The following is a 22,500-nucleotide window of genomic DNA, read 5'->3' on the forward strand; positions in this document are numbered from 1 at the left end:
TAAAATTTGGTTAGTTAAGAACACGCACCGACATCAAGACAACTCCCCTATTTCAATCGAATTATCAAACCGCTTAAAACTTGTTGGACATAAAAATAATGTCCTGCTTCACTTCAAAACCATGCTTCCGATAAAAATCTTCGGCCGGAAGCCCCTTTCCCGTTAGCAGTACCATGCAACGAATGTTCATCGAATGTAAGTAGGCCTTCATTCCATTCATGAGCGCCGAGCCTAGACCGCTGCGCTGCAAACCGGTATCGATGAAATATTCCTGGATATGGTACTCCTTGCCGCTGTACCAGCTCTTTGTATGGCCAAAGGAGGCTCCCAGGATGCTGCCCTCCTGTTCGATAACGAATCCCAGGAACACCGGATTGTCCATAAATTCCTTAAGGTATTGCTGTACATGCAGCACAGAGTCCCACTGGTCGAACCAGGGTTCGCCGTTAAAGACCTTGAGCATCAGCTCGGAGCATGGCTCAAGATCGGATTCGTCCATCCATCTGACATTCGGATTCTTTCCCATTAAGCGGCTGCCCCCCATGATCCTTGCATCTTGTTGAAGTCGGCAAGCCTTCCCGCCGGAATCGCATTATATATAGGAGCAAAGTCATTCAGACTCGACTCCTTACAAACTATCGGGTGATGGCTCACGTTCCTTTCCGTGGAGGATTCCAGTCTTTCCGCCAATATGGCGCGCGCCCGGTGCAGACGGGATTTCACCGTTCCTTCCGGTATTCCTGCGATTTCGGCGATAGCTCTGATCGGCATATCCCTGTAATAGTGAAGCTGAATGACCCTGCGTAAATCGTCTTCCAGATGTGCTACGGCCTCCTTAAGCTCGATCGCTTCATACGGCATTGCATCGGCAACCTCATCGACAGGCGCAACGGTACGCTGCCGCTGCTGGGAGCGCAGCAATTGCAGGCATTCATGAATGAGAATGCGGCTCAGCCATGTTTTGAAAAAAGCAGGCTCTTTCAAGGAAGGCATAGCTGCGAAGGATTTTACGATCGTTTCCTGTACGGCATCCGCGCAGTCCTCTTCCCGCTTCAGATACAGACGGGCCAAACCGTACAAATTACGCTCGTTAGCAAGGATCAGCCTGCTGAAAGCTTCCGGGTCCCCCTGCTGGGCAAGCCGAACATCGCGCTCTATATCGGATTTCTTGTTTTTGTTCACGTTATGAGACCTCCTTTGTGGCGCTTCCTCGGGCCTTACATAAGTTAGATGCCTGAGAGCGCACCCAGGTTCACGCACTTTATTATTTTTTTTGAAAAAAGCGGGTGCCGCGATCACCTACATTTTCGCACAGTTCCGTTCATTCTTTCCATATTGAATCTTCAACATATGAAAAGACACCGCAAGGTCGTTAACCTCACGGTGTCTCGTTTAGCCTATAAATCGTTCATGCCATGAAAATTAAATGCTGCCCTCGATTCACTTTCCATCCGCATCCTTATCCACATACCGACCTTGCTCGGGAACGGCCAAACGGTCAAAGTCCCGGGCCAACCGCGCAAGCGAAGTCGTTAGTTCTTCACCGCGCATGGAGACGCCGTGCCCCGTGACCAGAATTTCGGGATTCAGGCTTGCCAGGCGGCGAACCGATTCACGCGCCAGATCCCAATCCGGAGTAAAATACATCGGCGGACCGTGAAGCTCCTTCTCCTGCCCGATGACGGCAAGCGCCGACTCCTGCTTCACCGTAATGACCGCGTCTCCCGCTACGAGGACCCGATCCCGTTCGCGGAACAGGGAAACATGTCCGGGGCTATGCCCCGGCGTCGGCAGCCATTTGAATTCGGGAAGACCGGGTACGCTTCCGTCCTCCGGCAGCGGTCGTATCCTCGATCCCAGATCGATGGCTTTGTTCGGATACATGGGAGCAACGCGGGCCATCAATCCCCCGCCTACGCTCGGATCCCCCGGAGGATAGTCTTCTTGTCCCGTAAGAAACGGCAGTTCGCTCGGGTGTGCGTAGACGGGAACGTTCCAGCGATCGGCCAATTCCTTCACATTGCCCACATGGTCGAAATGGCCATGCGTCAGCACGATGGCCACTGGCGGCTTGCCGAATCGGTTCTCCGCTTCTTCCGCAATGGAGCCTTCGAAATTTCCGAGTCCCGTATCAATCAGCACCCAGTCACCGGTTCCCGGCGTACCGATCATTTGGACGTTCACCATGACGGTACGCAAGGAAAGAATATCGGTCGTAACCTCTTCGGTCTCTACGGCACCCGTCTTTAACATGCTGTGATCATTCATTATGGAATCGCCCCCATTTCTCGTTGTTGAGTGCTTCTTGTAATAACATACCCGTTTTGGCCCTTTTCAACGAAGAAATGGCGGTTTTTACTGAATGATTTTGTTGAGACGCTCCAGATAACGCCAGCGAGTAATAAAGAAATACATGATCTGGATGCTCAGGAAGAAGATGAAGATCTTCAAACTATGCCCTACGATCGAGAAGTCTACCAGCTGCTGAAGCGCAACAAAGGCAACGCCGCTATGGATGAGTGCGATTAACATCGGCAAAAAGAACATAATGACAAGCTGCTTGGTAATGATGGTGCCAAGCTCTTTTTTGCTGAGTCCCACCTTGGCAATCATGCGATACTGCTGTTCGTCCCGGGCAAGATCCGCGTACAGCCGGAAATATACAAAGCTTGCCGCGAAGGTAAAGAACACGATGCCGACCAGGCCGCTAACCATAAGCAGAATGCCGTTCTGCTGCTGGGCGCTTTTCCAATCCAAGTACAATGACTTGAGATAATAGCTGTAGTCTTCCGGCTCTTTAAGACGTTCCTGAATCGATCTGGACACATCCCCCGTATTCTTCCAATCCTGCACGTAAAACGTATGGAATGCCGCATAACCGAATTCCTGATCCTCTTGTGCCTGGAGCACATCCTTGTACAGGCGGTCGGATACGACCAGCGTATCGCCGTAGGTCGCGGGCACCGCAATGAACGTTTCGGCTTTGAGCACCTTGACGATTTCCGATGTTTTCCCGTTTATCACGTCGAATTGATCATTACCAGGACCATCGATTCGGTAGCTGTTCTTCTCCGTGACGGTCCCAGGGGTCAGGATGCCTTCCAGGTCGCCCAATGTTTCTGACGGGTAACCCATCGACTGAATAAGACTGTTATATTCGCTGAGCTTAATCAGATTGATCCCGTTATCCGAAAATATCGGAGTAACCTCCGCCTCCTTGTACTGAAATCCGCCCTTCTTGAGCTCCTCCCTGATCATATCAAGATGACGATTCCCTTTATCAGCGTTCTCATCATTCATAGTGTACGTATAGGCATAAGGATTCTCCATGGCCGACAGGCCGGGATCCCCGATTGCAAGCGTGGTGCCGATCCCGGTAAAGGCGGATGCCGAGATGACCGATACGAGGAAGAACATCACCGCATTGTCTTTGATTCTGTACAGCAGCTCCGAGATCGTCAGCAGGTTGGTTCGGCGAAAGAAGAACCGCTCTTTCTTCTGCAGATACCGCATAAAAAACACGCTGAACTGAGTGAAGAGAAAATACGTGCCGATAATGACGAATATAACGCCGCCAAGCAGCAGGAACAGATTGAAGATTTGGAGAATGGCAAAAACCATGACCATGCCGTAACCGGTTCCGATCAGCAGGACAGCCAGCACGGCCAGCCAAGGCGATGCTTTCGGCTGCGGCTTCGGGCTTTCCTCTGCTTTCACCAGGGCGAGCAGCGTGCCCTTCCGCAGCATGAACGAGGAGAACAACGCAATCAGCAGGAACAATACGGCATAAGCCGCAGCCGTAACGATCAGCGATTCGAGCGGAAAATAAAACGGAAGTCCCTTATCCACGGCCAGCAGCTTGGCGCTGATTAGCAGGATCAGCTTGGAGAACAGCAATCCCGTTCCGATGCCGACTACGATCGCTGCAGCGCCAATCAGGATATTCTCGATGAACAACATCCGGTTCAATTGCTTGCGGGACATGCCGAGGATCAGCAGAATGCCGAACTCCTTTTTCCGAACCTTGATGAAAGCCCCCACCGAATACAGCAGAAAGAAAAATGAAAAAACGAACACGATGTACTGGGATACCGTCATGCCCATCGTACCCAGCATGGACATGGTACCGCTGGAGGAGACCAGGCCGTCCTTCAGCTGTGGGTGAAACGACAGCAGCCCGTAGGTAAAGAAAATCATGACGGAGAAGGCACTGCTCAGGAAATGGGCAATATACGTGCGCTTGCTGCGCAGGACATTGTTAACGGCGAACTGGCGAAAATTCATGTCCCGAACCTCCCAGCAGCGATAACACGTTGATGATTTTTTGATAAAAGGCCGATTGGCTGTCGCCGTACGTGATTTCGTTGTACAACTGCCCGTCCTTGATAAACACCACCCGATTGCAGTAGCTTGCTGCCACCGGGTCATGGGTGACCAGCAGCATGGTCACTTGGTCTTCCTTGTTTCTCCGGTCCATCATTTCCATGACGTCGCGGGCCGACTTGGAGTCCAGGTTGCCTGTCGGCTCATCGGCCAGAACCAGCTTCGGTACGTGGATCATGGCCCGCGCTATCGCCGTCCGCTGCGCCTGTCCCCCCGATATTTCATAAGTCCGCTTGTCCAGAATCGATGTGATGCCCAGTTTATCGGCCAAAATGCCGACCCGGCGGTTCATCTCATCCAGATCCACGCCGTCCAGCGCCAGGGGGAGCAGGATATTCTCCTTCACCGTCAGCGTATTCAGCAGGTTGAAGGACTGAAAGACAAACCCCAGCTCACGCCGGCGGAACATGGCGAGTTTATCCTGGGATAATCGGAACGGATCCTCCCCGCCGATGGTGATCTCCCCGGACGTAGGTCGGTCGATGGTGGAGATCATGTTGAGCAGCGTCGTTTTTCCGCTGCCGGAGGGGCCCATGATGCCGACGAATTCCCCTTGGTTGATGCTCAGATTGATATTGGAAAGCGCCTCGTGGGACACCGCGGCCTTATAAACTTTGCCCAGATTGCGCACGTTAAGTATTTCCATCTTGTTGTAAACCTCACTTTCGTTATTTCGTTCCTGTAAGGTTAGTGTATAGCATCGGGCGGGCCATCTCCTATCGATCACTCTTTCGCCAACCTTACATCGGTGTAAGATTCATGCGTAGACCGGCTCAGGGTACGTCACGGTCGCCATTCTAAAGGCGCTTCGGGTACGTAACGGTTGCGATTCCAGAGGTGCTCCGTGTACGTCACTGTTGCGATTCTTAAGGCTGCTTCGAGTACGTCACTGTTTGCGATTCTAAAGGCGCTTCGAGTACGTAACGTTCCTACGATCGCTGTTGCCCCCAAATTTTCTGAACGATTACACCGAGGTGAAAATTCGGGTGCAAAGGCGACCGCTTCGCTTCTTCGGAATCGTTTCGTCCTCTTTCGCTGATGCGTGCGGATTCCTACTCCTATTTAAACAAAAGAAAAACCTTATCTCCGGGATTCATGATGTATTCAACCATCAATTACCCGAGATAAGGTGTTCTCGTAAAGTATTTAGGTGACTTATTACACCACTCCATAAGCTAAAGATAACTTAGATATAGTCTGACTGCCCCACCTCAGACGCCTATATCCATCCGGTTATCTTGATCTTAGACAGTCTCCAACTCACTTGACAACATAAGCCTTCGCCAGTCAAACGCCAACAGGACTACACTATTGCCAGTCTCACCCTCAGAAAATCAGCCTCACGGTCGTTCCTCTTCCCGGCTCGGATTCCAGCTCGATTTGGTGGTTCATTTTATGGACCACTTCTTTGACGAGATACAAGCCCATGCCGGTGGATTCCTTCAGCTTGCGGCCGTTTTCCCCGGTATAGAACGGGTCGAACACCCGCTTCAAGTCGGATGGCGGTATGCCCATTCCCCGGTCCGTGATCTCCAGCACCACATGGCGGTGGTCCTCCGTCCGGCGGGCCTGGATCGTCACCTTAAGCCCGGTTCCGGCAGAATATTTAATGGCGTTGGACAGCAGCTGCAGCATGATGAACCGAAGCCATTTGGCATCCGTCTGAACGGTGAGATCCGAATCGATCCGGACCTCCGGATACACATGACTGTGAATAAAATAACGCTTGTTCTCGTGCACCGCCTCGACTGCCGCCTGATGAAGCTTCACGGGCTCCACGCTGAAATCCTGCTCGAAGGTTTCGAGCCTGGACATGTAGAGCACCATCTCCAGCCCGCGCCGAATCCGGTCGGATTCCTCGGATAAACTCTTGAAGGCGTCGTTATCATCCTCCTGCGTGATCATCTCAATGACGGACAGCGGCGTTTTCATCTGATGCACCCACTGATTCATGAAGATCATATGCTCTTTCCGCCGGCGCTCCCACTCTTCCATGACCGTGCGGTATTGACGGTACTGCTCTTCCATAAGCTCGCTAAGGGCCGTAGGCAGCGGGGCCGACTCGTTATGCTTGATCGATTCCTCCAACGACCTGATGGGCTGCGACAGCCGCTCATAGAAATCCCGGTGCGTGAAATACCGGAATGCCAAGTACCCGCCAAGAATGGTCAGACCGAGGAAAACGGCATAAGCCGCTGTCACCGGATGATCATAGCCGTCATACCAGAATACGAGCAGCACCACGAACAAGGCCGCGGTTACAAACAGAATGAGGGGCAAATGCTCACGCCAAAACAGCTTCTTCATTGCCTACCTCTTCCATACGGTATGCAGCCTGTACCCCGAACCGCGAATCGTTTCCAGCGCATTCTCAATCCCTAACTCCCCTAGCCGTTTCCTCACCCGGTTAATATTCACGCTGAGCGTATTATCGTCCACGAACGTATCATCCCACAGCTTCTCCAGAATCGTCTCGCGCGTCACAAGCCGGGGGCTCCGGCTCAGCAGCGTTTCCAGAAGGACCGTTTCTTTTTTCGTGAGCACGGATGTCTGATCGTGAAGAGTCAGCTCCATCCGTTCGGGATAGAGGACAAGCCCGTCCTTCTCCACCGTACGCTCGGCGGATGCTGCCGCATAGTCGCCGTATACGCGGCGCAGCTGGCTGTGGATTTTGGCGATGACGATATCGTAAGCAAACGGCTTGGTGATATAATCATCCGCGCCGTTCTCCAAGGCCCGGAGCTGATCCGGCGTCCCGTTACGAGCCGAGATGAAAATAATCGGGCAGGTCGATACCGACCGGATCTGGCGGCACCAATAATATCCGTCAAAGCTTGGCAGGTTCACGTCGAGAAGAACGAGATGCGGCTTCATCTCATGGAACTGCTCCAGCACATGATCGAAATCCTCGATGATGTTTCCTTCATTTCCGTACCGTTCGATATGCGATTGCAGCAGCCCCGCCAGCTTGGGGTCATCCTCAACGATCATGATTTTGTACATCCGTTCACCCTCCATGAAGCGTCAGGCCGCTCTCTCCCTCCGAAAGAACAACCTGATGGTTTATGATTCCCTAACGATAGCCGCTTCAAAAAAGTTGGTTCCGTCCGGCGATGTGCCCTGCACGTACACCCGATTGTTCTCCTCGGCCGAACGCTTGATCACCATCGTATCCTTCAGTCTGGCCTCGTTATGGTATGTAATTTTGAAGCCGGTCACTCGCCCTTCCCGAAGTTCCTGCTCATCCAGCACGTCAAAGCACAAATCCGCATACCGGGCGTTATTCAAATGGCCGTTCGTATCGATTCCACTATACCGGACCGTATACGTATACGCATCATCCAGTTGTACCCCTTCAGGCAATACGGCTTTGCTTGGCAGCTCTCCAACCGTTTCCTGACCGATCGGCACCTCGTACGGAAACATGGACGGACGCAGAATTTTCCGTTTATGAATGTCCACCAGCGCCCATACCGAGCGGCCCTCGCCCAGCAATTCCCCATCGCCGTTCTTGATCCGATAATCCCGATGCCACAGCGCCCCTTTGGACCCGCGGCTCCAGGTGTCCACATATACGGTTTCCATATCCCTTGGCATCCGCCGCATCTCAAGCTCCAGCGTAATCAGCATCCAGCCCATGCCCCGCTCGATCATTTCCTCGCGGCTGATTCCCAGCGCCTCAATATGCCGGTCAGCCGCTCTCTGCAAAATACTGAGCAGCGAAGACCATCGGCAGTCTCCCTTAAAGTCTGCGTCAACGGATTGAATGGTATATTCTTCTGTCCATTTTTCTATCATGAGTCCCATGCCAGCTCCTTTATTTTCTCAACCTAACCACTCTCTTCAAGCATAATCAAAAAAATCGCATTTATCAAAGAACGAAGCAGCCTATCACTACGTTGGAAAATAATGATTTTATCCAAGTTGCTGGTCAATCCGGTTTAAAAGTCACGTCTTTGGTTAATAGTAAGGCACAAACAACTATAACTTATACGAGGTGATTAACATGAGTTTTCTTTGGTCATTAATCGTTGGCGGTATCATCGGATGGATTGCTGGTTTGATTATGGGCAGAGACATCCCCGGCGGTATCATCGGTAACATCATTGCTGGTTTCGTCGGTGCTTGGCTGGGCGGTCTTCTGCTCGGATCCTGGGGACCGGAAATGGGTGGATTCTACATCCTGCCGGCGTTGATCGGTGCCGTCATTCTGGTCTTTATCGTCAGCCTGATCATGGGTTCGATGAGACGCGGCCGCTCATAACCACTTGAAATTGAACGTTGATGCGTAATTTCTGCGATGTTCCGCTGTGACATGGTTTAGACGTACTTACAACGGTATTCGCAAGTGCAACGGACAATTTCCGTAACCAAACAGGGTGACCTATTCGCCATCATGGCATAGGTCACCCTGTTTTACATGTTTAAGTAATGGGAAGTCCCTGCTTCTTCGCGTAATTGCTCCAATGCGGCTTACGCCCGTCAATGTCGCTAAACCCGTATTCATCCGATAAGTCCCAGCTGGTCAGTGCCTTCCCGCTCTTGTCGGACACATCCGGATCGGCTGCCAACGCCGCAACCGCCTGCCCAAGAAAATATGGGGTCTCCGATTCGATGAAATGCGGTTCTTGTGCCGTGGCATCCCGCCAATTTTCTTCCGTAACGCCGAAGTGATCCAGCATTTGCTCCGAGCGCAGAAATCCCGGCGTCACGGATAGTGCGGTTACCTGATAGGGACGCAGCTCTTCCGCCATGGCTGCGGCCAGATGAATCGCCGAAATTTTTGCCAGGCTGTAATACAAATTCCCGCGATACCGGTACGTCGAGCCGTCCGTGACCTCAATGACCAATCCGCCGCCGTTCTCCACCATCAGCGGAACGCCGTAATAACTCGTGATCATATGCGTTGTCACTGCCCGCTCCTGCATCAGCAGTCCATCGGACAGAAATTGCTCCCAGAACGGAATATTCCAATGCGTCAGGTTCTCGCCGCCCCATATATCATTGACGAGGATGTCCAGCCGGCCCTGCTGCTCTTCACGAATGCGTTCAAACAACGCTTTCACTTGCTCTTCCACGGTATGGTCGCATTGCACGGCAATGCCGGTGCCGCCCCGCTCCGTCACCATCTCCGCCGTGTCGTCAATCGTCTCGGTCCGCTTGATATCCGACGCTTGGCCGCGTACGCTCCGTCCCGTGCAATACACCGTTGCCCCCGCGGCACCCAGCATCACCGCAATGGCGCGGCCTGCTCCCCGGGTCGCACCGGCCACGACGGCGATTTTTCCTTGCAATGGCTTAGGATCATTCTTATTCATAGCGCTACCTCCAACTATATACTGAAGTATCTCAACGCCTTCATCGTATCAGACATATATGACATCCGTTGTCTTATATCCATGCTACAATACAATTAACTTCTATAGATACAGAGAGGTGACATAACTTGAGGGCGGATCGTCTATTATCCATTATGCTGATGCTTCAGAACGGGGGGAAGAAGAACACCCGTTATCTGGCGGAGCAGCTTGAGGTATCGGAGCGCACGATTATACGCGATATGGAAAGCTTGAGCTCGGCGGGCATCCCCGTGTATGCGGAAAGAGGATCCCAGGGCGGGTGGGTGCTGGAGGAGAGCTATCGAACGAACCTGACCGGCATGACGCCGGACGAGCTCATCTCCCTGCTGGTTTCCAGCCACAGCCCGCTGATCGGGGATTTGGGGATCCGTAAACAGTTTGATGCTGCCTATCAAAAATTATTGGCTTCCTCCCCACGCTCCATTCGGCAGGATGCCGAAATCATTCGGGAGAAGATCCATATCGATGGCGCAGGCTGGCACTCCTATCGCGAATCGCATCCGTATCTTACGGTTTTGCAGGAGGCGCTGTGGTTGGATCGCATCATGGATATCCAATACATGAAAGGAGAGGAACGAGTCGAAAGAAGGATTCATCCGCTCGGGCTGGTTGCCAAACGGAGTACCTGGTATGTGGTGGCCGAATCCCAAGGCGAGCTGCGAACCTATCGCGTATCGAGAATCGTGGATGCCGTCATGTCCGAGGATACATTCCAGCGTCCGGCCGGTTTTAATCTAGCCGGGTATTGGGAGGAGTCGCTGGCACGGTTCATGCAAAATCTCCCGCAGTATCCCGCACAGGTTCGCATGACCGTCGATCTGATCAAACGCTTTGAGCGGGAGCGGTACGTAAAAATACTCCGATGCGATATGGATAACCAGCACGACGGGTGGATAACGGCCGATTTGGAGTTCAACACCTTGGAATCGGCTTCGGCATTTCTTCTAAGCTGCGGGGCGGAAATCGAGGTGATGGCCCCCCAAGAGCTTAGGGAGCATGTCAGGATGGCGGCAAATGCCATATCGCGGCTATATGAATAGATCAAATTAAAACACCGGGCAATCGCCCCAAAAACAGAGGCTTACCCGGTGTCGTGTGTATTGCGTGCGCGATGTGCGCCATCTTCATTGAATCGTATGGAGAGGCTTCAGGTTGGCTTCGATCTGTTCCCGCTTCGGCTCCAGAAACGGCGGCAGCGCAAGGGACTCGCCGAGATGGTCGATATGCTCATCCGTGTCAAAGCCCGGACCATCGGTAGCTACCTCGAACAAAATACCGTTAGGCTCCCGGAAATACAAGGAACGGAAGTAAAAGCGATCGACAAATCCCGAATTCGAAAAGCCCACATCGCCGATCCGGTCAATCCAGGACCGAAGCTCTTCCTCGTCCTCGACGCGGAATGCAACGTGATGAACGCCGCCGCGGCCAAGCCGCTCCTGGGGAAGATCCGTTCGTTCCTCCACGTGCACTTCCGCTCCCGTACCGCCTTCTCCCGTCTCAAAGACCAGGATATCGGGGTGCCCGTCTACTGGCGAAGCATAGTGCCCTTTGTAGCGGAAGCCCATCAGCTCCGTTAATACCTTCACGGTCTGCACTGGATTAGGCACGGTCAGCTGCACCGGGCCTAAACCGATGATGGCGTATTCCGCCGGAACCGGCCCCTTTTCCCATGGAACGCCGCCTGGAACTCCCTCGTTATGTTCATCCGAAACGAGAATGATGCGCTGGCCCTCGAAATCCCTGAAGAGAAGGGTCAATCGGCCCGCACGTTCCTTGATCTCCTCGCGTTCTACGCCGTGCTCGTCCAATCGCCGGGTCCAATATTCCAAGGCGCGGTCGTTCGGCACGCGCAGGGATGTCGCCGAAATGCTGTTGTTTCCCTCACGGGTCCGGCCGGCCATCGGAATTTCGAAGAAGGTAAGCTCCGTGCCTGGATTTCCTTTTTCGTCGCCATAAAACAGATGATATACCGAGACATCGTCCTGGTTCACCGTCTTCTTAACCAATCGCATGCCCAGAACCTTTGTATAAAATTCGAAGTTCCGCGAAGCCGCAGCCGTTAACGCGGATACGTGATGAATTCCTTTAAACTTCATGACTTCAACCTCCATTTATCGTTTTTTTCGTTATTAATAGCATGTTAACCATCTTCAATATTCATATTTGCCGTCTGATTCGGGAGCATCTTCGTTCTTCGCTGGATCTTTACGTTTGCTTAATCTCAGTTTAGTATTTAAACCTTAAATCGTCAAGTCTTAATATTAAGATATTTAAAATAAAAATAACAGAACTCCTTTTCCCCGATCGAACCCGGAAAAATGGATCTGTTATTCATTCCCTCCTATGTTGAATACTATCCGCAAAATATCCGATTTCAATATCGTGGGATCAAGGTCCGTTTTATGTTTTGGAGACCGCCTCTTCCCGATACTCCGATGGCGTTTTCCCCGTGATTTTCTTAAATACCTGGGTGAAGTATCGCGGATCCTGATACCCTACCAGCGGCGCTACCTGGTACACCTTCACGTCCGTATTCAGCAGAATGCTCTTGGCCTTCTCGATCCGGCACTCCGTCAGGTACTCCAGAAACGTATAGCCCGTCGTTCCCTTAAACAGCGTGCAGAAATGACTGATGCTCAAATCCGCCAGCTCCGAAACCTCTTCGATGGTCAGATCCTTCTGGTAATTCTCCGCGATATACTCCTTGGCTTTGCCCATCACGGCTTGAACATTGTCTTTGGCCTGCCCGGACCGGCTTTCGGCAATCCATTTGCTGAAGTGACTCTTGATGACGTCCATCAGCTGCTGAAGCGTGCCGGATGCATGAAGCTCCTGCAGCAGTTCCTCCAGCGACCACTCAAACAGCACCTTCATATGCTCAAACTGCCGATACAGCACGACGCTCATCTCCAGCAGCACCCGCTCGGTCATCTCCCTGCTGAACGCATGCTCCTCGATATAAGCCTTGGTTTCGTCAAAAAGCTCCAGAAGCCGCTCCTTATGAAGCGTCCGGATGCTTTCCACCATGAGCGACTCCAGATGCTTCGGATACTTCGCTTCGCTGGCCGTTTCCAGCACCGAATCGGGCGCCCCGAGAAACACGCCCTCTTCCCCGGAATAAAACCGCTGGTACAATGCGCGCACGGCCGTCTCGTAAGCCGTTCCCAAGCGGTCGATGCCGGCCATGCTGGGACTGAAGCCGACCGAGCAGGACAGCTTCGTGTTCCGCTTGATCAATTGCACCAGATCCCGGCCGATATCCTCCTGCCGCTCCTTCGTCAGGTTCGGAAACAGCAGCACCCATTCCCCGCTGCGGAAAGGAAATACCGTCAGCCCGCCATGCTGCAAGGACCACTCCTCGAGGACGTTCCGTACGGCAAACAGCCACAGGCGCTTCTCGTCCATGCTCCACAGCTCGTTAAGCCGCAAATATTGATCCAATTGAATGACGGCCATCGTGTATCCATGCTCCAGCTCGCTGTCCTCCAGCCACTGCATATGCTGCAGGGGACTACGGTTCCCTTCGATGAATTCGGTCAGCATCCGCTCCCGGGCCAGCAGCGACAGAACCTTGATCGAGTGGAGCATCTGGTCATCCGCAATCTGCTTCTCCAGCGTTCTGGCCGCCCTGGCGATCGTTTCGGTCAGTTCATCGTGGTCGATCGGCTTCAGCAAATAATCGAAAGCCCCTTCGCGCAGCGCTTCCCTCGCGTATTCGAATTCGCCGTACCCGCTGATGAAAATAATGATTCGTCTTGCCTGATCCGCCTTCAGTTCCTTCATGAACGTAATGCCGTCCATCCCCGGCATCCGAATATCGCTGATAATGATATGCGGCGACACTTCGCGCGCCAGCTTCAATGCGCCGTCTCCGCTCTTGGCCTCCCCAACGACCTCCAGATCGAGCTCATCCCATGGAATAGCCGCCTTCAGGCTGCGCAGAATGATCGGCTCATCATCGACCAGCATGACTCTGAATTTGCCTTCCGATCCGCCCATGACGTTCCCCCCTGTCTCCTGTTTACTCTGCTGCCGTATTCCGCCTAAGCTTCCAATACCGGACCGAGGACTTCTGAATTTGCTCCAATGCGCCGGCAGCATCGATCCGTCCTCCAATCATATCCTCGATCACCTTAAGGAACGAACTGTTCACCTCGGGTGATAACGTGTTGTCGTAAGGCAGAAAGGTGCTCGTGGATTCCTCCATCAATTCCGTGACTTGGGCAAAAACCGGCCCGGTTTTCTTCGAATCATAGTCAATCTTCATCGAAGGGACGCGCAGCCCTTCATACACCAGCCGAGTCTGCACCTCCGGGGTATAGAACATGCCCAGCAGCTCCAGAGCCGATTGCTTTTTCGTTTCATCCAAGTCCGATGACAGCCCGATGCCGATCGTATATCCCCCTGCCAAGGAGCGTTCTTCGCCGGGAAAAAGCGACGGAAAGGGAATGACGCCGATCTCATTCTGAAAATCCGGGTAATCCTCATTCTGCAGCAGCGTGATATCCCAGCTGCCGTTCATATACATCGCCGCTTTTCCTTCCGTGAACTGGGCAATCGCTTCTTCCGTGGAAAGATCGTTTGCGTTCGGACTGAACGCCCCTTCTTCGATCCACAGCTCCAAGTGCTCAAACGCCTCCAAATACGACTCTTGCACAAAGCTGGCCTGATCATCGCCTTCAACCAGGCGGTCAATCAGTTCCGGCCCGGCGTAGCGATCCATGAAATAATGGGCAAAAATTCCCGCCGGCCACCTGTCTTCGTTGCCGACCGCAAAGGGGATGATGTCGTTCTCCCGAAGGACACGAATAGCTTCGTCCATCTCTCCCAGCGTCTTCGGAGGCTCCAGCTTCAGCTGCCGGAATAAAGCCCGGTTATAATAGATCGGCTCTGCGTGTCCCTCGAAGGGCAGGCCATAGATCCTGTCCTCGAAGGTCCAATGGTGCAGATCCTTGAACTGCTCCTTCAATCCGGTATCCTGCAAAAAATCCGTTAAATCCATCAACCGGTTGGATCTGGCATAAGGCACGATCTCGGCCCCTCCGAACAAAACAAACATATCCGGCGGCGTGCCGGTCACCATCTCGCTCTTCAGCTTTTGTTCCCGGTGAATCGTCTGATCGATGCTCTCGAAGTTCACCTTTACGTTTGGATGCGCTTTCTCATAAGTGCGGACGATGCTCTCGAATACGGCCAGCACCGGCTTGTCATGCTCTTTGTTCCAGAAATGCCGGAACGTTAGCGTGATTTTCTCGGGCTGTTCCTCCTGGGCCGGTCCCTGATTCTGTACCGTCACCCACACGACAGACAGCGCCAACAGAGCGGCATATCCGACGATCCAGCCCCAATTCCAAAACCATCTCACCCTGCAGCCCCCCTGTCATGTCAGTATTTTCGGTATTCGAATTCGTATCAAGGAGCCGTAACCCGGGGAGGAACAGATCATCAGGCCGTAACGGCTGCCAAACCGGATCCGCAGCCTTTCATGGACATTCTTCAATCCGACCCCGTTCTCGCGGTACTTTTTGAGCTGTCCCGGATCCGAATTCCACAGCTTCATCAGCGTTTCCGGATCGAAGCCCGGACCGTTGTCCTCCACGTCAATCACGATATCCTCGCCGTTCTCGGACACCCGGATGGAGATGAGTCCGCTCTCCTCCATCGGCTCGATCCCGTGATATAAAGCGTTCTCAACAATCGGCTGAACGATCAGCTTTTGCGTAACGTAGTGCCTCAGTTCATTCGGAAGCTCAATGCCGTAATCGAATTTTTCCTCGAACCTGAATTTCTGTATCCGCATATAATGCTGGACATGCTCCAGCTCCATGCTGAGGGGGATAAGCTCATGATGCTCGCTGATGCTGATACGCAGCAGCTTACCAAGCGAAACCACCATCTTGCTGATATCCTTATTGCCCTGAAGCACGGCCATCGAATTGATCGATTCCAGTGAATTATAGATGAAGTGCGGATTGATTTGAGCGACCAGCGCCTGCAGCTCCGCTTCCTTTTTTCGTGCTTGTTCCGTCTCGACCTGCCCAATCAGCTCCTGGATCTGGGTGCTCATCCGGTTAAAGCCGTCGATCAACAAATCCGTCTCGTCCTCCGCCACGTTATGCGACGGGATCGGAACGAAGATGCCCTGCTTGACGCGCTTCATTCCGTTCACCGCGCTAATGATGCTGCGCACCATTCTGCGCACAAAAAAACGGTCGAACAGGAACGCCGACACGAGCGAGATCAGTCCCAGGATCAAGGCTAGGTTGCGAATCGGGACCGATTCGGCCGAAATCAGTTTGCTTGGCGTGATGGCGACCAGAAACCAATCTTTATTATGGGAAGGTGAATATGTGATCAGCGATTTTTCGCCTGCATATTGATCGATGTAGTAGCCTTTTCCATTCGTCTTATAACTATCCGAGAGAAACGGGAATTCCGTCCGCTCCCCGATATGCCAGCCTGACTTGCTGAACACGATGTGCCCCTGCTGGTTGACCAGCAAAATATCTCCCTGCTTCAGCGTTGCCGCCTCCCAGAACACCTGATCCAGGAGATCCGGCTTCACGTAGATCACCACGGTTCCGATATCCTCCAGCGAGTAATAGTCCTTGATGACCCTGGATTGAATCAAAACGGGAGCGCCGTCAGCCGCAGAGCCGTTCTCGCCGGGTCCGACCCATACGGGACGCCCCTCCGCCTTTTCCACCGCTTCATACCATGCCTGCTGCCTCAGTTCCTGAAGCTCCATTCCGCCATTTGTGTTATACATCAACCGGTCATTCGAATAAAAAGCAAACGACGCAATCATCGGATGATTGATCAGATTGTTGATCTCCTGCCGCCGTTCATAGGTAACCGCGTATTCCGGCTGTTTCAGCATCTGCTGAACCGATTGCTGGGTAATCGCCGAGTTCGAAATCGTCGTGATTTCGTTCAAGGCGAACTTCAGTTTCCGATCCGTTTCCAGGAGCGAAATCCAGTAGAAATCATTCGACTTCTTCTCCATCGCTTCCGAAAAGCTGTAATAGGATACCCCGCCCAGCGCGATGACCGGAATGAAGACCAGAAGAATAATAGCCAGCAATATCTTTCGGCGGAGTTTCATGGATCCTTCCTCCCTCCACTCTACTATGTCTATTATTCTTCATGACAGGCCGCATTCCTTGTCGACTTCACCTTGCTTGTTAACTTTTTATGGCGCCTGATGTCAATCCGGCGATGACCCATCGGCTGAACAACAGAAATACGATGAGAAGCGGCAGCGTCGCCGTGAAGGTGGCCGACATGATCATGCCGAAATCAAGGCCGTCCTTATTGGTGAACAATTGCTGCAGCGCAATTTGAATGGTGTAATTCTCTCTGTTTTTCAATACGACGAGCGGCCAGAAGAAATCGTTCCACACGTTCATGAAGTTCAGAATCCCGAGCGTGGCCATCGCCGGGGTAACAACGGGAATGGCAATGTTCCAGAAGATCCGGAAATGTCCGCCGCCGTCGATCCGCCCCGCTTCGATCAGCTCGGTATGAACGGCAGAGGCGATGTACTGCCGCATCCAGAAGATGCCGAAGGCATTGACCATGGCCGGCACGATCAGCGCTTTGTAGCTGTCGATCCAGTGCAGCTTGGCCATGATGACGTATTGTGGAAGCACGCCCAGCTGGGCAGGCACCAGCATCGTGGCAATGACAAAAACAAACAGCGTCTTTTTCAGAGGAAACTCATACTTGGCAAAAGCATAACCCGCCAGCGTGCAGAGGAACACAACGGACAGGGTCACGGCCGTAGACACCACCACCGAGTTCATCAAGGCCCTGAAAAAATCCGTCCGCTCCAGCACGCGCGCGAAGTTATCGAAAAACTGCGTGCCGGGCGTAAGCAGCGGCGGAATGTGAAATGCCGCATCCTTGTCATTGGTAGCCACGACAAACATCCAGTAGAACGGGAAGACCGAGACCAGCGCGCCAAGGACCATGAAAAGATAGAAAAAGAATTTCGCGACGACACCGGGTTCATCCGGCTTTTGGCTTATGGCGACTGTGCTCATGCTTTTTTACCTCCCGAATCTTTGCCTTCGCGGCCCAATATCATATTTAATACCGAGAACAGAATGGTGGCGATGAACAAGAGAACCGCCGTTGCCGCAGCCGTACCGAAGAATCCATTCTTAAATGCTTCGTTATACAAATAGGTGACCATCGTGACCCCTTCCTGACGCGTAGAACCCGTGCCGGACTGACCGAGGAATACATAAGGCTCCGTAAACAATTGGAGCGCGCCGATCGTCGATACCAAAGTGACGAACAGAATGAATGGGCGAAGAAGCGGCAGCGTGATATAGAGCAGCTGCTGGCCTCGGGTGGCCCCGTCGATTTTGGCCGCTTCATAAATATCGGTCGGAATGCTCTGCAGCCCCGACAGAAAAATAATGGCGTTATAGCCCATCCACCGCCACATGACCATGGACGATATGGCGATTTTGACTCCCCACCAGCCGGAGTTGAACGGCACGCTTTCCGCACCGAAGGTGTTCAGCAGCCAGTTGACCATCCCGTTGTTTCCGAACATCGTGCTGAACACCAGCGTCACCGCAACGATGGAGGTGATGTTCGGCATAAAATACAGGATGCGGAACGTGTTCTTGAATCTGTTCAAGGCCGAGTTGAGCATAACCGCAACAAATAATGCCACAATCAGCTGCGGCACGGTTCCCATCAGAGCCATTATGAGCGTGTTGCTAAATGCGATCCAGAAGGTCGGGTCGCTTGTAATAAGCTCGTAATTCTTGAAGCCGACGTATTTCATCGGTCCGAGCGCATCCCATTTGAAGAAGGACAAATAGATGGTAAACAGGATCGGATACAGACCGAAGATTGCGAACAATATAAAGAATGGCGATATAAACGTATAAGCCGTAAACCGGCTTCGCACGGTCTCCGTCAACAAGCGCCGCCTTTGCGGCACCGGTTGCGGCGATTCTGCCGTTGCTGTGTCAGCCATGATGCACCTCCAGGTAGGTAAGGATAAATCCGAACCCGAGCGAAGGGCGCTTTATCCCTTCTCGGGTTCGGACGGTTATTGGATATGAACGGGCTAGCTGGAATGATCCGTCTGTTTAACCTAGCTGCGATCGACCAGCGTCTTGATTTGCTTCATTGCGCTTTCCCATTCTTTTTGCGGGTCGGCCTTTTTCTCCAGCACGTTTTTGAGCGCGTTTTTGATGATTGTGTCGGTCTGGTCATGAAGCGGTCCGTAGTAAACCGGCTTGATGCGTTCCGCCGATTTGGCATACGCTTCGGAAATGACCTGGCCGCCGAAGAATTCGTCCTTCTCTTCCGTGAACGAAGGCTCGCTGTATACCGCCGGGATGGACGGGAACAAACCGCTGTCCTTAAACGATTTCAGCTGATTCTCCTTGTTCAGCACCCACGAGATGAATTCGTAAGCTTCCTTCGAATGTTTGCCTTCCTTCGGCAGGGTCAGGAACGAACCGCCCCAGTTGCCTGCTCCTTCAGGAAGCTGGGCAATCTGCCATTTGCCTGCGGTGTCCTTCGCATTGCGGATGGTGCCTGCAATCCAAGCCGGGCCGAGCATAACGCCGAAGTCGCCGTCATTGATCGCTTTTTGCCATTCAGGAGACCATAGAATCCAGTTGCCGATCCAGCCTTCCTGAATTCCTTTTACCGTAAAGTCGTAAGCTTTTCTCACTTGCGGGTTCGTATCTCCGATAAAAGAGCCGTCCTCTTTGTTGAAGTAGATTTGATCCGGGGATTGGTCACGCACCCCGTTGTAGACCAGGTCCGTCAAATCGGCGAAAGGCTTTCCTGTTTTGCTTGTGAAATCCTTGGCCACGCTGGCGAATTTGTCCCATGAATCGATCGCAGCGCTGAAGCCGTCCGGATCGGTTGGCAGTCCTGCTTGCTCAGCCAGATCCGTACGGTAATAGACGACCGTAGGGCCGATGTCTGTTGGCAGACCGAGTTGGAAGGTGCCGTCGACCGATGTGGCCTGCTTCCATTTCCACTCCAGGTAGTTGCCCTCTAAGTCTTTGGCGCCGAGGTCGTACAGGTTATAGAACTTATCCTGGTTATTGATGAAGCGCTCCATGAAGGCAATTTCCAGCTGGAAAATGTCGGGTGCGCCAGAGCCCGCGGACAACGCCGTCGTCAGATTGTTGTGGTGCGCCGTTTGGTCCGACGTATTCTGGAATTTGAACGTGATGTTCGGATGCTCTTTCGTATATTCCTTCGCCAGATCTTCATAGTTGGTCGTTCCGAGCGACCAGAAGGAGAGCTCGATTTTCTCTGTGGACTCGGTTCCTTCTTTCGTATTGTCCGTTCCTTCATTGCTGCTGCCTCCCCCCGGAGATTCAGCCGTACTGCTTCCGTTTCCGCCACCGCCTCCACATGCGGCCAGCGTGAACACCATGATGACACTCAGGAGCAGCAAGCTCCATGATTTAAACCTTTTCATTCTTCTACCCCTCTTCCATGGAACGTATTTTTCTTCTTTAGTCTAATGAAAGCGGCGCCAAATTTTGAGGAGGCAAACTTTCGAATTTGAGTTGAATATATTACGATTCACGTACATCTCGAAAAATCGCAGCACTAAAAAACCGCATATCGAATATCGATAGCGGTTTATATAGCTTAGATTAATCTCTCGGAGTGGAACACTTCGTCAGCCTGACGATTTCTCCGGTTGGACCCCAGAGCCCTCTAGGGCGGCCTCCGGGAACCTTACTAACGGTTGTCCATGCACCCATGTAGGTTCGTTCCATTGATTCTTGTTACGCTGTCATATCGTCCATTTGACGATGGAACCCGCGTAGGTCATGCCTCCGCCGAATCCGTAGAGCAGTGCGTGGTCTCCCGCTTTCAGCCGTCCTTCATCCACCGCCAGCTGAAGTGCGAGCGGAATGGAGGCTGCCGACGTATTCCCGCGGTACTCGACGCTGGTCAAGGTGCGGTCCATTGTAAACGGCCCCCGCTCGTTAATCGCCTCGATCATGCGAAGATTGGCGCTATGCGGGACAAACCAATCCACTTCTTCCGCGGTCATGCCCCCTTTGGACAAAAGGGCCCGGACGCCGTCCGGAATGTTCCGAATGGCCCACTTATAAATCTCGCGGCCATTTTGGACAAGGCATCCGCTCTTTAATTCCGTACCGTCCATTTGCTCGGAGAGAGCGGTTTTATACAAATGAATGCCGCCTTCGCCAAAAGTGCCCGAGACGGAAGCGATGATCCCCGCCGAAGACTCGTCTCTCTCCAACAATACGGCACCTGCGCCATCTCCAAACAATACGCATGTCGTTCGGTCGGTGTAATCCGTAATCTTCGATAGCGTTTCTGCGCCGATAACCAGAATTTTACGGTAGGCTCCCCCGGATATCAATCCGTCAGCCATCTGCAGCGCATATACGAATCCCGCACAGGCGGCATTCAGATCCAGCGCACCCGTGCTTGCAATGCCCAGCTTCGATTGCACTCGGGAAGCGGTACTGGGAAAAGAGTACTCCGGCGTGCTCGTGGCCACAAGAATCATATCCGCATCCTGCACGGTAACGCCATACCGTTCAACCATATCCTCCACAGTCTTAATGGCAAGATCGGACACGTACTGATCGGGAGCCGCAATCCGGCGTTCCCGCATACCTGTTCGCTGGACGATCCACTCATCGCTCGTTTCCACCATCTTCTCTAAATCCGCATTCGTTAAGATCCGTTCAGGAACGTACGTCCCGATTGCCGTTATTCTCGACTTCGATTGGCTCATCATTCCCACCTCCAATTTTATAACCATTATAACACCAAGTATTAGGACTTGGTACTAATTTATTTTTATATATGATTATTACAGCCTTCACCATCTTCGCCCCGATCTAAACACGCGGTCCCTCTTACACGAAAAAACCTTTATCGCTTTAAACGATAAAGGTTCTCTAATTAGAATCAGAAACAGACTTCCTCACCAATCGACATGGAATATATCTGGATGCGGGGATCCCGCAATTTTACTTTCTAATGATTCATGATTGTGTAACAAAAAAGACCGCTATCGATTACTCGATAACGGTCTTTATGGTTGTTCGCTTGGCGACGTCCTACTCTCCCGGGACCCTTCGGTCCAAGTACCATCGGCGCTGGAAGGCTTAACGGTCGTGTTCGGTATGGGAACGCGTGGAACCCTTCCGCCATCGCCACCAAACGGTTCAGATGCTTGATCACCTGAAAACTAGATACGAAACGATTTGCAGCACATTAGACTCCGTAGCATTCACCCGATGTGGTATCGGGGTCCCCGAAAAGTATTCGGCATCCGCTTCAAAGCTTTGCTTCACTTTTTGGGGTAATTTTGGATAAGCCCTCGACCGATTAGTATTGGTCAGCTCCATGCATTGCTGCACTTCCACCTCCAACCTATCTACCTCGTCGTCTTCAAGGGGTCTTACATACTGGGAAATCTCATCTTGAGGGGGGCTTCACGCTTAGATGCTTTCAGCGCTTATCCCGTCCGTACGTAGCTACCCAGCCATGCTCCTGGCGGAACAACTGGTGCACCAGCGGTACGTCCATCCCGGTCCTCTCGTACTAAGGACAGCTCCTCTCAAATTTCCTACGCCCACGACAGATAGGGACCGAACTGTCTCACGACGTTCTGAACCCAGCTCGCGTACCGCTTTAATGGGCGAACAGCCCAACCCTTGGGACCTACTTCAGCCCCAGGATGCGATGAGCCGACATCGAGGTGCCAAAC

The 22,500-nt window shown here is 52.6% G+C and carries 19 protein-coding genes and 2 rRNA genes (1 of these 21 cut by a window edge); 2 read left to right on the forward strand and 19 right to left on the reverse strand.

Annotation, left to right across the window (positions count from 1 at the left end; all coding sequences use genetic code 11):
- Positions 1-73: 73 nt before the first annotated feature.
- The 8 genes from JNUCC32_RS20650 to JNUCC32_RS20685 all read right to left on the reverse strand — a co-directional run bounded on the left by JNUCC32_RS20650 (position 74) and on the right by JNUCC32_RS20685 (position 8,181).
- On the reverse strand, positions 74-526 hold the full coding sequence (locus tag JNUCC32_RS20650) for a GNAT family N-acetyltransferase (RefSeq protein WP_228468791.1): 453 nt from the start codon (positions 524-526) through the stop codon (positions 74-76).
- Positions 526-1,182 carry a sigma-70 family RNA polymerase sigma factor gene (locus tag JNUCC32_RS20655; protein WP_192569699.1) on the reverse strand — a complete coding sequence of 219 codons (657 nt, stop codon included), beginning with the start codon at positions 1,180-1,182 and terminating at the stop codon, positions 526-528. The genes JNUCC32_RS20650 and JNUCC32_RS20655 overlap by 1 nt, the downstream gene beginning before the upstream one ends.
- A 258-nt stretch (positions 1,183-1,440) precedes the next feature.
- Positions 1,441-2,268, reverse strand: coding sequence for an MBL fold metallo-hydrolase (locus tag JNUCC32_RS20660; protein ID WP_096774957.1), 828 nt, complete (start codon positions 2,266-2,268; stop codon positions 1,441-1,443).
- A gap of 87 nt (positions 2,269-2,355) precedes the next feature.
- Positions 2,356-4,284, reverse strand: coding sequence for an FtsX-like permease family protein (locus JNUCC32_RS20665; protein ID WP_192569700.1), 1,929 nt, complete (start codon positions 4,282-4,284; stop codon positions 2,356-2,358).
- Positions 4,259-5,029, reverse strand: coding sequence for an ABC transporter ATP-binding protein (locus tag JNUCC32_RS20670; RefSeq protein WP_192569701.1), 771 nt, complete (start codon positions 5,027-5,029; stop codon positions 4,259-4,261). The genes JNUCC32_RS20665 and JNUCC32_RS20670 overlap by 26 nt, the downstream gene beginning before the upstream one ends.
- A gap of 680 nt (positions 5,030-5,709) precedes the next feature.
- A complete protein-coding gene (locus tag JNUCC32_RS20675) occupies positions 5,710-6,690 on the reverse strand; it encodes a sensor histidine kinase (RefSeq protein WP_096774955.1) in 981 nt (326 codons plus the stop codon).
- Positions 6,691-6,693: 3 nt separating this feature from the next.
- The gene (locus JNUCC32_RS20680) at positions 6,694-7,386 is read right to left on the reverse strand and encodes a response regulator transcription factor (protein WP_192569702.1); all 693 of its coding nucleotides are present in this window, start codon (positions 7,384-7,386) and stop codon (positions 6,694-6,696) included.
- A gap of 60 nt (positions 7,387-7,446) precedes the next feature.
- Entirely contained in the window at positions 7,447-8,181 is a 735-nt protein-coding gene (locus JNUCC32_RS20685) for an acyl-[acyl-carrier-protein] thioesterase (protein WP_228468792.1), read from the reverse strand.
- Between the two features lie 208 nt (positions 8,182-8,389).
- Between JNUCC32_RS20685 and JNUCC32_RS20690 the strand changes: the two genes are divergently transcribed.
- Positions 8,390-8,647: a GlsB/YeaQ/YmgE family stress response membrane protein gene (locus tag JNUCC32_RS20690; RefSeq protein ID WP_009592319.1), complete on the forward strand. Its 258-nt coding sequence runs from the start codon at positions 8,390-8,392 to the stop codon at positions 8,645-8,647.
- A 160-nt stretch (positions 8,648-8,807) separates the two neighbouring features.
- Here the strand turns inward: JNUCC32_RS20690 and JNUCC32_RS20695 are convergent, their stop codons facing one another.
- Positions 8,808-9,701 (reverse strand): SDR family oxidoreductase, encoded by an 894-nt coding sequence (locus tag JNUCC32_RS20695; protein ID WP_192569704.1) that lies wholly within the window; start codon positions 9,699-9,701, stop codon positions 8,808-8,810.
- A gap of 128 nt (positions 9,702-9,829) precedes the next feature.
- Here JNUCC32_RS20695 and JNUCC32_RS20700 point away from each other — a divergent pair, with 128 nt between their 5' ends.
- A complete protein-coding gene (locus JNUCC32_RS20700) occupies positions 9,830-10,783 on the forward strand; it encodes a helix-turn-helix transcriptional regulator (RefSeq protein ID WP_192569705.1) in 954 nt (317 codons plus the stop codon).
- An 84-nt stretch (positions 10,784-10,867) separates the two neighbouring features.
- On the opposite strand, the gene JNUCC32_RS20705 is transcribed toward JNUCC32_RS20700, so the two are convergent.
- From JNUCC32_RS20705 to JNUCC32_RS20750, 10 genes are all read right to left on the reverse strand, one after another.
- Positions 10,868-11,839 (reverse strand): ring-cleaving dioxygenase, encoded by a 972-nt coding sequence (locus tag JNUCC32_RS20705; RefSeq protein WP_192569706.1) that lies wholly within the window; start codon positions 11,837-11,839, stop codon positions 10,868-10,870.
- Positions 11,840-12,143: 304 nt separating this feature from the next.
- Positions 12,144-13,742 carry a response regulator transcription factor gene (locus JNUCC32_RS20710; RefSeq protein WP_192569707.1) on the reverse strand — a complete coding sequence of 533 codons (1,599 nt, stop codon included), beginning with the start codon at positions 13,740-13,742 and terminating at the stop codon, positions 12,144-12,146.
- 22 nt (positions 13,743-13,764) lie between these two features.
- Positions 13,765-15,108, reverse strand: coding sequence for an ABC transporter substrate-binding protein (locus tag JNUCC32_RS20715; protein ID WP_192569708.1), 1,344 nt, complete (start codon positions 15,106-15,108; stop codon positions 13,765-13,767).
- Positions 15,109-15,123: 15 nt separating this feature from the next.
- Positions 15,124-16,848, reverse strand: a complete 1,725-nt coding sequence (locus tag JNUCC32_RS20720; protein ID WP_192569709.1) for a cache domain-containing sensor histidine kinase — start codon at positions 16,846-16,848, stop codon at positions 15,124-15,126.
- 79 nt (positions 16,849-16,927) lie between these two features.
- A complete protein-coding gene (locus JNUCC32_RS20725; RefSeq protein WP_192569710.1) occupies positions 16,928-17,788 on the reverse strand; it encodes a carbohydrate ABC transporter permease in 861 nt (286 codons plus the stop codon).
- Positions 17,785-18,741, reverse strand: coding sequence for a carbohydrate ABC transporter permease (locus tag JNUCC32_RS20730; protein ID WP_009592284.1), 957 nt, complete (start codon positions 18,739-18,741; stop codon positions 17,785-17,787). The genes JNUCC32_RS20725 and JNUCC32_RS20730 overlap by 4 nt, the downstream gene beginning before the upstream one ends.
- A 120-nt stretch (positions 18,742-18,861) precedes the next feature.
- Positions 18,862-20,214: an ABC transporter substrate-binding protein gene (locus JNUCC32_RS20735; protein ID WP_090912166.1), complete on the reverse strand. Its 1,353-nt coding sequence runs from the start codon at positions 20,212-20,214 to the stop codon at positions 18,862-18,864.
- Between the two features lie 324 nt (positions 20,215-20,538).
- The gene (locus JNUCC32_RS20740; RefSeq protein WP_192572706.1) at positions 20,539-21,519 is read right to left on the reverse strand and encodes a ketoacyl-ACP synthase III; all 981 of its coding nucleotides are present in this window, start codon (positions 21,517-21,519) and stop codon (positions 20,539-20,541) included.
- A gap of 315 nt (positions 21,520-21,834) precedes the next feature.
- Positions 21,835-21,951 (reverse strand): 5S ribosomal RNA (rrf, locus tag JNUCC32_RS20745).
- Between the two features lie 147 nt (positions 21,952-22,098).
- Positions 22,099-22,500, reverse strand: a 23S ribosomal RNA gene (locus tag JNUCC32_RS20750) (it continues 2,528 nt past the right edge of the window).

Source organism: Paenibacillus sp. JNUCC32, from assembly GCF_014863545.1.
GTDB lineage: Bacteria > Bacillota > Bacilli > Paenibacillales > Paenibacillaceae > Paenibacillus_AQ > Paenibacillus_AQ lautus_A.

Bases quoted from the DNA above. Each gene is read 5' to 3' on its own strand.
- JNUCC32_RS20730 (WP_009592284.1), bottom strand. From the start codon at position 18,741: ATGGCTGACACAGCAACGGCAGAATCGCCGCAACCGGTGCCGCAAAGG.
- JNUCC32_RS20650 (WP_228468791.1), bottom strand. From the start codon at position 526: ATGGGAAAGAATCCGAATGTCAGATGGATGGACGAATCCGATCTTGAG.
- JNUCC32_RS20735 (WP_090912166.1), bottom strand. From the start codon at position 20,214: ATGAAAAGGTTTAAATCATGGAGCTTGCTGCTCCTGAGTGTCATCATG.
- JNUCC32_RS20675 (WP_096774955.1), bottom strand. From the start codon at position 6,690: ATGAAGAAGCTGTTTTGGCGTGAGCATTTGCCCCTCATTCTGTTTGTA.
- JNUCC32_RS20660 (WP_096774957.1), bottom strand. From the start codon at position 2,268: ATGAATGATCACAGCATGTTAAAGACGGGTGCCGTAGAGACCGAAGAG.
- JNUCC32_RS20680 (WP_192569702.1), bottom strand. From the start codon at position 7,386: ATGTACAAAATCATGATCGTTGAGGATGACCCCAAGCTGGCGGGGCTG.
- JNUCC32_RS20690 (WP_009592319.1), top strand. From the start codon at position 8,390: ATGAGTTTTCTTTGGTCATTAATCGTTGGCGGTATCATCGGATGGATT.
- JNUCC32_RS20685 (WP_228468792.1), bottom strand. From the start codon at position 8,181: ATGATAGAAAAATGGACAGAAGAATATACCATTCAATCCGTTGACGCA.
- JNUCC32_RS20705 (WP_192569706.1), bottom strand. From the start codon at position 11,839: ATGAAGTTTAAAGGAATTCATCACGTATCCGCGTTAACGGCTGCGGCT.
- JNUCC32_RS20725 (WP_192569710.1), bottom strand. From the start codon at position 17,788: ATGAGCACAGTCGCCATAAGCCAAAAGCCGGATGAACCCGGTGTCGTC.
- JNUCC32_RS20710 (WP_192569707.1), bottom strand. From the start codon at position 13,742: ATGGGCGGATCGGAAGGCAAATTCAGAGTCATGCTGGTCGATGATGAG.
- JNUCC32_RS20740 (WP_192572706.1), bottom strand. From the start codon at position 21,519: ATGAGCCAATCGAAGTCGAGAATAACGGCAATCGGGACGTACGTTCCT.
- JNUCC32_RS20720 (WP_192569709.1), bottom strand. From the start codon at position 16,848: ATGAAACTCCGCCGAAAGATATTGCTGGCTATTATTCTTCTGGTCTTC.
- JNUCC32_RS20670 (WP_192569701.1), bottom strand. From the start codon at position 5,029: ATGGAAATACTTAACGTGCGCAATCTGGGCAAAGTTTATAAGGCCGCG.
- JNUCC32_RS20695 (WP_192569704.1), bottom strand. From the start codon at position 9,701: ATGAATAAGAATGATCCTAAGCCATTGCAAGGAAAAATCGCCGTCGTG.
- JNUCC32_RS20665 (WP_192569700.1), bottom strand. From the start codon at position 4,284: ATGAATTTTCGCCAGTTCGCCGTTAACAATGTCCTGCGCAGCAAGCGC.